The sequence below is a fragment of the Salinisphaera sp. Q1T1-3 genome (genome assembly GCF_003602005.1).
GTDB lineage: Bacteria > Pseudomonadota > Gammaproteobacteria > Nevskiales > Salinisphaeraceae > Salinisphaera.
Map to the genome: position 1 here is coordinate 24,503 of NZ_QZWD01000027.1, position 12,707 is coordinate 37,209.

At 62.0% G+C, this 12,707-nt stretch carries 5 protein-coding genes; all 5 read left to right on the forward strand.

The genetic code is table 11. The annotated features are described in order from the left end of the window. Window positions 1–54 precede the first annotated feature (54 nt). Window positions 55–3,459: an exodeoxyribonuclease V subunit gamma gene (gene recC, locus D3260_RS16850; protein ID WP_120099779.1), complete on the forward strand. Its 3,405-nt coding sequence runs from the start codon at window positions 55–57 to the stop codon at window positions 3,457–3,459. Then, window positions 3,456–7,187 carry an exodeoxyribonuclease V subunit beta gene (gene recB / locus D3260_RS16855; RefSeq protein ID WP_120099780.1) on the forward strand — a complete coding sequence of 1,244 codons (3,732 nt, stop codon included), beginning with the start codon at window positions 3,456–3,458 and terminating at the stop codon, window positions 7,185–7,187. The genes recC and recB overlap by 4 nt, the downstream gene beginning before the upstream one ends. A gap of 748 nt (window positions 7,188–7,935) precedes the next feature. After that, window positions 7,936–9,852, forward strand: a complete 1,917-nt coding sequence (recD, locus tag D3260_RS16860; protein ID WP_120099781.1) for an exodeoxyribonuclease V subunit alpha — start codon at window positions 7,936–7,938, stop codon at window positions 9,850–9,852. Between the two features lie 190 nt (window positions 9,853–10,042). Continuing rightward, complete coding sequence (locus tag D3260_RS18205) at window positions 10,043–10,504, forward strand: toll/interleukin-1 receptor domain-containing protein (protein ID WP_120099782.1); 462 nt, start codon at window positions 10,043–10,045, stop codon at window positions 10,502–10,504. Continuing rightward, window positions 10,470–12,542 carry a hypothetical protein gene (locus D3260_RS17385; RefSeq protein WP_147418247.1) on the forward strand — a complete coding sequence of 691 codons (2,073 nt, stop codon included), beginning with the start codon at window positions 10,470–10,472 and terminating at the stop codon, window positions 12,540–12,542. The genes D3260_RS18205 and D3260_RS17385 overlap by 35 nt, the downstream gene beginning before the upstream one ends. Window positions 12,543–12,707: the final 165 nt, after the last annotated feature.

The following is a 12,707-nucleotide window of genomic DNA, read 5'->3' on the forward strand; positions in this document are numbered from 1 at the left end:
TCACGTGCTGACCCACCACCCCGTTAAACTGGTCCCCGTCGAATCGGGGCACGCATGTTCTATCTCTATCACCACAACGATCTGTCGCGACTGGCCGAGCTGTTCGGCGCCCTGCGTCTGTCGCGGCCGGTCTCGCCGCTGGCGACGGATACCGTGCTGGCGCCCAACGCCGGCATCGGTCGCTGGCTGCGTATCCAGCTCGCCGAGAGCGAGGGCATCGCCGCGAATATCGATGGCCGGCTGCCGGGCGAATTCATCTGGGCGCTGCTGCACGCCACCTTGGACGAGGCCGAGGCCGGCGATCATTTCGAGCCGCCCTGTCTGCCCTGGCATCTCTATGCCGCGCTGCCCGAAATCGCGCGGGAGGTGCCGGCGGTGGCCGACTATCTCGGCACGCCGGTCGACGAGGTCCGGCGTTACCAGCTGGCCCGCCAGCTGGCCGATGTCTTCGATCAGTATCTGATCTATCGCGCCGACACGCTGGCGGCCTGGGAGGCCGGTCAGGTGCCGGCCGACAACCCGGGCCGCTGGCAGGCGCGCGTCTGGCACTGGCTGACCCGCGACGACCGGCTGGGCACGAATCACAGGGCGCGCGTACTCACCCGCTTCATCGAACGACTGGGCCGCGACACCGCACTGCAACAACGCGTGATCGCCGCCTGTCCGGACAATCTCTACTGTTTCGGTCTGGTGGCGCTGGCCCCCGATCATCTGCGCCTGCTCTATGCCCTGGCCGAGCATATCGACGTACATTTCCTGTTGCCCAACCCCAGCGAAGCCTACTGGGGCGATATCATCGCCGGCCGGCTGCCGCTGGATCTGCCCGCGGCCGAGACGGGCGACGACGCGGCCCTGCTACCCGGCGAGGCCACGGTCGAGGCCGGCCACCCATTGCTTTCGGCCCTGGGCCGTATGGCCCGCGACACCCTGCGCGTGCTCTATTCCGACGAATTCGCCGGCATGATCGAGCCCGAACTGGGCGAACTGCTGGACTACGACATCCCGCCGAACGACACCTTGCTGCATCGTATCCAGGCCGATATCGTCACCCTCGATTGTCGGGATTCGGCACAGGGCATGGCCGAGGGCGATACCTCGTTCGAGGTCCATGCCTGTCACAGCCCGCTGCGCGAGATCCAGGTGCTGCAGGACCAGCTGCTCGACCGACTGGCCGCCGACGATGCCCGCGTCGCGGCCGGCGAGCTCGACGCCGATCAGCGCCTGGCGCCGCGCCATATCATCGTCATGCTGCCGGACGTGGCGGCCTATGCCCCGGCCATCCAGGCGGTGTTCGGTGGCGCGCCGGCCGCGCGCTATCTGCCTTTCGGGCTGGCCGATCGTGCCCGCTCGGCCGCACATCCGATCGTGACCACCGTCTCCGCGCTGCTCGATCTGCCGCTGGCACGCTGGACAGCCAGCGCGCTGATGGACCTGCTGGCCGTGCCGGCGGTGATGCGGCGTTTCGGCCTGACCGCCGCCGATCTGGACACCCTGGCCGACTGGATCGATGCCGCCGGCGTGCGCTGGGGCCGCGACGCCGCCCATCGGGCCGAACTCGGCGCTGGCGCCTTCGAACAGAACACCTGGCGCTTCGGGCTGGATCGCCTGCTACTCGGCGTCGCCCAGGCCGACGAGGAAACACTCATCGACGGCATCGCCCCCTGGGCCGATCTGGAAGGCGGGGCCACGGCGGCACTCGGCAAGCTCTGGCGTTTTCAGGACACGCTCGCCCGGCTTGCGAAAAACATGGCCCGGCCGGCCACCCCCGGCGAGTGGCAGACCCGGCTGAACGCGATGCTCGACGATCTCGTCGCCCCCGCGCCGGATGCGCCCGATGAGCAACGCGCGGTGGATTCGCTGCGCGGCGTGTTCGCCCGTTTCGAGGCCGCCGAGGCCTGTACCACGGCCCGCCCGCTCACCGACGATCGGCGCCTGTCCTGGGCCGCCGTCCGGGATGATCTGCGCACCACGCTGGATGCCACCGCCGAGCGCCAGCCTTTTCTGTCCGGCGGCATCACCTTCTGTGGCATGGTCCCGCTGCGGGCCGTACCGTTTCGCATGGTCTGCGTGCTGGGCATGAACGACGCGGCCTTTCCGCGACAGGACACCGGGCGCGCCTTCAACGTCATGCACAACGCCCCGCGGCTGGGCGATCGCAACACCCGCGACGATGATCGCCTGTTATTCCTTCAGGCCCTGACCGCGGCCGGCGAGGCCTTCTACATCAGTTATATCGGCCAGGACGTCGCCACCGGCGAAGCCTTGCCGCCCTCGCCCATCGTCGGTGAAACCCTCGAATTCCTCCGGCGGCATTATTTCCGCGCATGGGAGACGGAAGATTTCAACGCCCGGCTGATCCATCGCCAGCCCATGCAGCCGTTCTCGGCGCGTTATTTCGACCCGGGCGAATCCGATCCGCGCATCTTCACCTACGCCGGCCAATGGCGTGACGCCACCCGTGCGGCCCTGTCGCCACGCGACGCACTGGCACCGCTGATGGACGACAGCCAGGCCCCGTTGCCCGAGCCGATCACGGCCATCGACCTCGAATCCTTGAAACGGTTCTTCGATCATCCGCCGCGGGCCTTCTTCCGCGAGCGTGTCCAGCTTGCCCTGGAAATCGACGATCATCGGCTGGACGATGCCGAGCCGATCGGCCTGAATGGCTTGGCTGCGGCCGGCCTGCGCGACCGGCTGTTCGCCACCGCGATCGCAACCGAGGCCGGCGAACTCTCGCCGGCACCCAGCGCGCTCGAACGCGCCCGCGGCACCCTGCCGCCACCGCCGTTGGCCGCCCCCCACTACGCGGCCCAGGCCGAAATCGTCAACGAGCTGTTGCCCATCTGGCAGGGCTGGACTGCCGAGGGCACGCCGGAAACGCTGGATATCCAGCTCGATCTGCCCGTGGATGACGGCCCGGTCCGCCTGACCGGGCGCGTGCCGCAATGCTGGCCCGGCGCCCTGCGGCGCCTGCGCACCGGCAAACTGCGTACGCGCTTTCGGCTGCGTTACTGGATCGATTATCTGGCCGCCGTCGCCGCCGGGCACGATCTGGCACTGGAACTGGCCGGCGTCTCGCCCAAGCCTAAAGACGAATCCATCGTCCGGTACGCGGGGCGCCTGGACGCCGACACCGCCCGCGTCGAACTGGCCGCGCTTATCCAGCACTATATCCAGGGCCAGCAACAGCCGCTGGCCTATCACCCGGATCTGGATGACGGCTATCAGCCCGATCAGAACAAGGCATTCGACAATCTGAGCTTCGGCTTCAAGCCGGGCGCCTTCTTCCAGCACCATCTCTTGCGCGATGCGTATTTCTGCCTGCTGCTCGGCCCCGACGACGCACCGCTCGGCGAGACCGACGATACCAGCCCCTTCATCGCCGCCATCGAGGCCATCAGCGGCCCGATGAACGCCGTCGTTCGTCCGGCCGAAGCCGATCGCGAGGTGAGCGCATGACCCGGCCCGCGCCGCACAGCCAACCCTTCGACGCCGCGACCCTGCCGCTTCACGGCCTGCGGCTGATCGAGGCCAGTGCCGGCACGGGCAAGACCTTCTCCCTGGCCGGCCTCTACCTGCGCCTGATCGTCGAGCAGCGTGTTTCGGTCCGCGAAGTGCTGGTGATGACCTTCACCCGGGCCGCCACCCAGGAACTGCGCGAGCGGATCCGGGCGCGGTTGGCCCAGGCCGCGCGCATCGCCCACGACACAAGCCTCGCCCGGCCCGGCCACCCCGAAGACGATTTCACCCGGCGCATCCTGGACGGCGTGACCGAAGACTCGGCCGCGCTGGCGCGCCGCCTGGCCGATGCCGCGGCCCGCGTGGACGAGGCCACCATCGTCACCATCCACGGCTTTGCCCAACGGGCGGCCACGGAAAATGCCTTCGAATCCGCCCTGGCCTTCGACCGCGGCGATGCCGTGGACGACCCGCAGATCGCCCGCGAAGCCGCGGCCGACTATTGGCGCGCGCATGTCTTCGGCGCCGCCGCCGAGGCCGGCGACATGCTCGCGCTCTGGCCCGATCCGGACGCGCTCTACCGGACGGTCCAACCGATTCTCGCCAAACCGCATGCCCGGCTGGCCGGTCTCGACCCCACCCGTCTGGCCGCGTTGCAGGATGCACTGGCCGAACACTGGCCGGGGACCGCCGAACCGCTCGCCGAAGCGCTGGTCTCGGCGTTCGAGGCCGATGCGCTGCTCAAGGGCGGCGATCTCTACAAGGCGCTGGCCGCCGAAGACGATATCGCAGCGAGCGTCGCCGATCTCGACGTGCGCATCACAGCCGCCCTGGCTGCCGACACGGCGCCGATACTGCCCGAATGGCTGCTCGCCCTGGCCGATCCGGGCCCGCAGTTCAAGAAAGCCGCCAAACACCAGGCCCATGCCGACCCGCTGGCCGCCCTGAGCGCCCTGCCGATCCTCATCGAACTCCAGCCGCTGGCTAAATGTGTGGCCATCGATACCGCCGCGAAGGCCGTGGCCGAACGCGCCGAGGCCCGCAAGATCGACCGACGCCAGTACAGCTACGACGATCTCATCGTGGCCCTGCATGCCGCGCTCACCCATCCTCGCACCGGTGATACGCTGGCCGCTGCCCTGCGCGCGCGCTGGCCCTATGCCCTGGTCGACGAATTCCAGGACACAGACCCGCTGCAATACGCCAGCCTGTCGCGCATCTATCGCGAGCGGGTACGGCCGGACGACGGCGACGATCCCGACAACGACGGGCACGGCGCCCTGTTGCTCATCGGCGACCCGAAACAGGCCATCTATGGCTTTCGGGGCGGCGATATCTATGCCTATCTGGCTGCCGCCCGCGCCGCCGGCGCGGCGCGCTATACGCTGACCACCAATTTCCGCTCCACCCAGGGCGTGCTGGATGCCATCGAAGCACTCTACGCCCTGCCCGGCCACGATCCCTTCGTGGTACCGGACATCGATTTCCCTCACGTCACCGCCGGGCGCACGGCCGGCGACTGGCGGCTGATCCGGGCCGACGGCCGCGAACAGGCGGCGCTGACGTTCTGGCAGCTCCACGGCAATGAAACCGAGCTGAAGAACGGCAAGACGAAGAACCCGTCGAAGGCCGACGACAGCGCGCGGCTGATTGACGAGACCGTGGCCGCCATCGCCGATCTGCTCCACGGCGCCACCACATACTGGCAGGCCGCCGACGGCACCACGCGGCCCGTCGTATCCCGCGATATCGCCGTGCTCGTCAACCGCCATCAGGAAGCCACGGCCCTGCAGGCCGCACTCGCCGCAGCCGGCATCCGGGCCGTCTGCCAGCACCGTGAATCGGTCTTTACCAGCGCGGAGGCCGCCGATCTCCGCCGCATTCTGCGGGCCATGGCCCAGCCGGACGATGCCCGTGCCGTACGCGCGGCCCAGCCCACCGCGCTGATCGGCAAACGGCTGGCCGATCTCGTGGCCATCGCCGATGACGACACGGCCCTGCAGGCCGCTATCGAGCCCTTCCACCGCCTGCACGACGCCTGGCGCCGCCGCGGGGTGCTGGCTGCCCTGGAGGACCTGTTCGTGGCCGCGGCCCCGGCGCTGCTGGCGCTGACCGACGGCGAACGCCGCATGAGCAACTGGCTCCAGCTCGGCGAACTGCTGGCCCACGCCGAGAGCGAATGCTTCGGCATGGCCAGCCTCGTGCGCTGGCTGGACGACCACATCACCGCCGCCCAGGAGGGCACACTCGGCGTCGCCGACGAAAGCCAGCTGCGCCTGGAATCGGATGCCGATCTCGTGCGTATCGGCACCATCCATGCGTCCAAGGGCCTGCAATACCCCATCGTCTTCCTGCCGTTTGCGCCGTGGCTCGGCACCGCCGGCGCGCCAGACAAGCCGCCGCTGGTCTTCCACGCCCAACAAGACGACGCCGAGGCCAGCCAGGCACTCATCGACCTCGTCGGCACTGACCCGGCCAACGTCCAGCAGGCCGTCATCGAAGCCCGTTCAGAAGCCCTGCGCCTGCTCTATGTCGCCCTCACCCGCGCCGAGCAGGCGCTCATCGTCGGCTGGCGAGAGCCCGACGACTACGGCAGTACCAGCGCCCCGGGCGATCTGCTCTATCGCGACGGCGTGGCCGGCGGCGGCGCGCCCGCGCGGCTGGCTGACAACGCCCCCGACGCCATCGCCGTCGCGCCGATCGATACGACCCGCCCGGCGCCCGTGCCGATTGCGCCAGACACACAAGACGCCGACCGACTGGGCCCGGCCCGATCCGCGCTGCCCACGCCGCGCAAACGCTGGTCCACCTACAGCTTCTCGCGCCTGGCCCATGCCCCGAGCGACAACGCCCCGGCCGAACTGCCCGAGCCCGGCGCCGAGGACGAACTGACCACGCCGGCCGCTATGGCGGCTGAAGCGCTCGCCGCCGACGCGCCCCGCGAACTGCCCCGGTTGGATACCCGCCTGTCCGGCGTGCGCTTCGGCTCCGCCGTCCACGACCTGCTGGAAAACCAGCTCAAGCCCCCGACACACAGCCCCTGGCCCGAGCCGGGCGAACCGCTGGCCGACGCGCAGCGACGCGCTGTTTACGACACCTTGCGAAAATACGGCCTCATCGCCGAAAACACGGCCGATCCGCGTATCGACGACACGGCCGATCTCGTGGCCCGTACCCTGCATACGCCGCTGCCGGCCATCGGCCCGCTGGCGGGCGTGGCACCCGGCCGAATGCAGACCGAAATGGAATTCATGCTGCGCCTGGGCGGCAATCGCCTCGGCACGCTCGTCGACACCCTGCGCGAGGCCGGCTATCTGCCCGCCGCCCTCGGCGGCCATCCGGACCGCACCCTCTACGGCCTCATGCAAGGCTTCATCGATCTCGTCGTCGAAATCGACGGCGCCTACGTCATCCTCGACTACAAGACCAACCGCCTCGGCGACACCCCGGCTGCCTATCGCGATACCGAACTCGCCCGCGCCATCGGCCGCGCCCACTACGACCTGCAATACCTCATCTACACCGTCGCCCTGCATCGCCACCTGAAACGCTGTCTGCCCGATTACGACCCGGCGACCCATCTGGGCGGCGTGCAGTATCTGTTCGTGCGGGCCATGGACGGAGCCAGCGATACCGGCGTGTTCGTCGACCGGCCGGATGTGGCATTGGTCGAGGCGCTGGATGCGTTGTTTGACGGGGTTGATGAGTCCCGCGGCGTACTGGCGTGAACACGTCACCCGCCACCGTACCCATCGTGTTGTTTAATCCCCGCGTCTCTAACAGCCGGACTCCGCACCTTGTCCCGGCTGGAATATCACGCCATCTGTTACGAAAGGCTTTGGCGCACGGCATGGCTGGCGGCATTGGATTTCGCGCTATTTCGTCTTCGATCGAGCGGGGGTTTCGCGCTGATGCGCGAGTGGCTTTTCTTGCTTGCCCAAGAAAAGCCACCAAAAGAAAGGCACCCGACACGGCGCCGGCTGCGCCGGTGCACGGCGATGCTCGCGACGACGGGATGCGGTCAGAACTCGGACGGCTAAGGCCGTCCTCAGACAGACTGACCGCACCGGCGCATGCGCCGGACACCCGTCGACGCTGCGCTTCTCGTCGCCGCGTAACGGGAGGAAATACAGTCACCACGACGCCGAGCCTAAGCGAGCCGTGTCTGTATTCGGGTTCCCTTGGGCGCAGCGCCGAGCAGCGGAGGCCGAAAACGAAAAAGACGTCCGGATGTCTGAGCCGCGCAACGCGCGGCGAGTTTCCGGACGTCCGCTTTCGGCCGCAGCCGCGCAGGGCACCGATGCGAAGCATCGGCGCAAGACAGGGTGCCCTTCTCTTGGTTACTTCTCTTGGGCAAACAAGAGAAGTGACTCGCGCATCAGTGCGAAACCCCAAGCACGAATTCGCCAAAGCAGTTGATCCAGAACGCCGGAGCACGCAGACCCGCAGCCTTCCCGAACACAACCGAGGCCGCCCATGACCGAATCCCCCACCGGCGACCTGTTCGACTCGGAACCAACCGCCACGCCCCAAAACCCAGTCGCATCCCCGGCGAGCGCAGAGCCGCGAGCCGAAACGCTGGCACTCGCGGAAGATACGACCCTATCCGATCTCGATCTCGCCCTCGCCGACTGGGCCCGACGCCACGGCGCCGACCGCCTCGTCGCGCGGGCCTTCGCGCTGGCCAACTGGGCCGTCACCCAGGGCCACACCTGCCTCGCGCTGGACCGGATCCCGTCCACGCTGATGAGCGCCGCGAATCGGGCCGCCCTGCCCGCCGCACTGACCGCCAGCGATCTCGTCACCGTGCGCGACGACGATGCAGCGCCGCACGACACGCCGACCCGCCCGCTGATTCTCGAAGCCGGCCGGCTCTACCTGCAGCGCTACCACGCCTACGAAACACGCCTCGCCGAACGCCTGAGCGCGCTGATGGCCGCCGAACCCATCCCGGTCAACGTCGACACCCTCAAACCCGGCCACGGCCTGTTCACGATCGACGCCGACAGTCCGAACGCCACCAACTGGCAGGCCGTCGCCGCCTTCGCCGCCCTGCGTCACCACTTCACCGTCATCTCCGGTGGCCCGGGCACGGGCAAGACCTACACCATCGTGCGCCTGCTGCGCGTGCTCATCGAGGCTGCCTTCACCGCCGACGAAACACCGCCGCTGATCGCCCTGGCCGCCCCGACCGGCAAGGCCGCCGCCCGCATGCTCGAATCGGTCCGGAGCGGCATGGCCGACATGGGCGCGGATCCGCATTTCGACCCGGCCGCGGTCGACACACACGTGCCACAGACCGCCCGTACCCTGCACCGCCTGCTCGGCCTGACGGGGGCGACCACCCAACCGAAGTTCAACGCCGACAACCCGCTGCCCTACGACGTCGTCATCGTCGACGAAGCCTCGATGGTGGACCTGCCGATGATGGCCAAACTGGCCGACGCCATCCGGGACGATGCCCGACTGATCCTGCTCGGCGACCGCTACCAGCTCGCCTCCGTCGAATCCGGCGCGGTCCTGGCCGAACTGTGTGCCCACGCCGGCGTCAACCAGTTCACCGCCGACCAACAGACCGCCGCCGGCGTACTCATAACCGAGCCTACCGACCCGGCCACCCACGCCCTGGCCGACCACGTCGTCACGCTACAGACCAGCCGCCGCTTCAACGCCGACAGCCCCATCGGCCAACTCGCCGCGGCCGTCAACGCCGGCAATACCGAAACCGTCGATACGCTCCTGAATGCCGGCCACAACGACCTCGTCTACCACGACGGTGCCGACGCGGCCGCCATCAGCCAGCTCATGGACCGGCTCGCCGACGACTATGCCCGGCTATGCGAGGCCACCGACCCCACCCTCGCCCTCGCCGAACTCGGCCAACAATGCGTGCTCACCGCCGTCCGCCAGGGCCCGGCCGGCAGCGAGACTATCAACGCCGGCATCACCGAACGCCTCGCCCGCCGCTTCGACTTCAACCCGGCCAACGTGTGGTTTCACGGCCGCCCGGTGATGGTTCGACAAAATGATTACAAAACCGGCCTTTTTAATGGCGATGTCGGCATTGCGCTATACAACGATGAAAGGCAGATTAGGGTCTGGTTCATGGGGGACCACGGCCTGCGGGCTTTCTTGCCGAGCGCACTACCCGCGCACGATTCCGTGTATGCGATGACGATTCACAAGAGTCAGGGGTCGGAGTTTGATTCCGTTACCTTGGTTTTGCCGGATTATGACGTGCCGGTTTTGACTCGGGAGTTGTTTTATACGGGGTTGACGAGGGGGCGGGAGCGGTTGGTTGTGTTTGCTGAACACGAAGTTTTGCGGCGGGCCGTTAGCCGGCGGGTTACGCGAATTTCTGGGCTTGCGGGCAACATTGTAGTTGGAGACTAGGCGCTGTCTAGAACAGCATTCGAGAGCATCAAAACCCGCTTGTTCAGGCCAATTCGGCACCGGCGAGGTCAAAATGGTATCGTCGCAACCATAAAACTTTGAAAATCAAATTATCTTGCGCACGCCATAATCGACCTTTTTCTATATTCAAGAATTTTTTATCACTCACTATTTTCGATAACTCAGCCAAATGACTAAATTATTCTATAGCTACTGCCACGCGGACGAGCAATTTCGCGACAGAATGGAAAAAACTCTCTCATTGTTACGACGAAATGAAGGGTTAAACGAATGGCACGATAGAAAAATTACACCGGGCGCTCATATTAAGAATACTGTAAGGTCACATATCGATACGTCGGAGATAGCTATATTTTTGATCAGTCCCGATTTTATCGACTCAGAAGCGTGCGTCGAGGAGTGGCTTTACTGTAGACGATTAGCGAAAGCCAACCAACTTTCTATGGTATCTATCATAGTGCGAGCGTGCGAGTGGACTGACTTCTACGATATTCAAGAATATTTGGCACTTCCGAAGGATGGCACGCCGGTCAGCAGATGGGAGGATACGGACGAAGCTTGGCACGATGTTTACATCGGAATTAAATCGGTAGTGCTTGACCGAAAAAAAAAACTTCGAGCTCCGGACTGATTTTAGAGAGAGCTTAGAAGACGTTGAGTTCTGTTCACAATCCGAACAGACACTTCAACTAACGGATTTGTTTGTCTTTCCTAAACTAGTCTTAGAAGACGAAGAACCAGCAAATGAAAAGCTAATCGGTAATACCGAACAGCTCCACGATTATAAACGACTGTTAATAGTGGGCGATGACCGAAGCGGAAAAACTACAATACTGCGCCAAGTATTTCTTTCGTCAATTGAAAATAGCAATGCCGCACTGCTAATCAATCTAAACGAAATAAAAGCAAAAAAACCATCACTTGAAATCTTCAAACGTTGCTATAAAGAGCAATTCACTGGCTCTTTTGATCATTGGTTTGAAACCCCTAATAAAACAGTTTGCTTCGACGATTTATCAGAGGATGGCCGCAGTCTCGATCATATAGAGTTCGCCGAAGACTTTTTCGATCACATTTTTGTCACCGTCGAGAGTGATAGGCACGTCTCATTCTTTCGTGATGATGTTCGGTTAGTCGATTACCAAAGATGTTACATATCTCCTTTCACACATACCAAACAAGAAAAGCTTATACGAAATTGGGTGAATAACCGTGGCGACATAAGCGATGCGTCGCTTTTCCACGAAGTCGATAGGCTTGAAAGGAACGTAAACTCTGTAATTTTAGATGACAAAATACTACCCAGATTTCCCTTTTTCATACTTTCAATACTTCAAACGTATGAAGCCTTTATGCCCAATGACTTAAAAATTACTGCATACGGGCATTGTTATTACGTCCTAATAATAGCCAGATTAGCAAAGGCCGGAGTTGACCCTAAAGACGAAGAGATACGCTCATGCTTCAACTTTTGCACTCTTCTTGCAAAGTCAATATACGACATCGATGAAAATGGCGGGAATATTTCTCGATCAGACTTTCAAGAATTTGTTGATAATTACAGAGAAAAATTTATTATCACAGATGCCGTACTTAATAGGCTGGTTAGCGACAGAGGCTTAATAAAAGAAAGCGGCCATAACAGTTTTGGTTTCTCGCTTCCTTATAGTTATTATTTTTTCCTCGGCCGATCTTTAGCATTTCATTACAAAAAAAATCCTAGTGTGATTTCGTCAATGGTCGAATCCAGCCATTTACGAAAAAATGCCCTTGCGTTGATATTCGCCGTACACCACGCGGAAGACATTGGAATTATCGACGACGTAATCATCCATACGATGTGTGCTATCGACCATGTTCGCCCCGCAAAGCTCGATGCTCAAGAAACAAAAGTCTTTCAATCTCTAATTAAAGAAATACCCGAGCGCCTAGGTGGCAGCAAGTCCGTTCAAGAAAACCGAGCGAAAGATCGAGAGCACCGAGACAGAAACGAAAAAAGTGGCGCAACACAAAACGAAGACTTCGATGAAGATACCGAAAACCCTGTCATTGAAATATATAAGACACATAAAAACATCGAAATACTCAGCCAAATTATTAAAAACAAATATGGCGACATTCCTCGCGATAAAGTTAAAGAAATAGCGGAGGCTATATGCAACTCGGGCCTAAGATTGATCAGCCTTTTACTTCACAATGAGTCGCAACTCGATGAGTTGATTGATTATCTAGATGCTAAGTTTCGAGAAGAAAGCGACGTCAAATATGCCGACCTCACGCAAAAAGACTTGGATCACATACGAAAACTTGCGTCTTATTTGATTTTCTTTTGGACTATGTCTCATGTAGAAAAAATTGTCAGTAGTCTCGCCAAGCCTGAGCTGCATGAAGTTATTCAGGAAATGAAGGAAGATTCTAATACACCGGCTTTAGACATAATTCATTATTTTCATTCTTTGGATACATCCGTGAAGTTTAATAATCGGCAATTAGCGCTTCTTAAAGACTTAGTAAAAAAATACAGCCGCCCCGATTTAATTTTTGTTAAAAAAGTTCTCTCGATTAGAACTCAGCATCATATGAATACTCATTCACTCACTGGCCCACAAACTCAAGCCATTCGAGCCGCGTTAGCTTTGGATAGAAAACCATTCGATAAAATGAGATGAATCCTCAACTTTTTATAAAAAATAATAGGGGACAGACCCAATGCCGTTCACTTTACGATTCGCACGGAATAATCCGGCCTTCGATTGAGCGGTTCATCGCCTTTTCGCGACAAATAGTCTTTCGTACGCCGCTTGATTCGCCTTGGATTGGTTCGGCCTCTGGGG

Bases quoted from the DNA above. Each gene is read 5' to 3' on its own strand.
- recC (WP_120099779.1), top strand. From the start codon at position 55: ATGTTCTATCTCTATCACCACAACGATCTGTCGCGACTGGCCGAGCTG.
- recB (WP_120099780.1), top strand. From the start codon at position 3,456: ATGACCCGGCCCGCGCCGCACAGCCAACCCTTCGACGCCGCGACCCTG.
- recD (WP_120099781.1), top strand. From the start codon at position 7,936: ATGACCGAATCCCCCACCGGCGACCTGTTCGACTCGGAACCAACCGCC.
- D3260_RS18205 (WP_120099782.1), top strand. From the start codon at position 10,043: ATGACTAAATTATTCTATAGCTACTGCCACGCGGACGAGCAATTTCGC.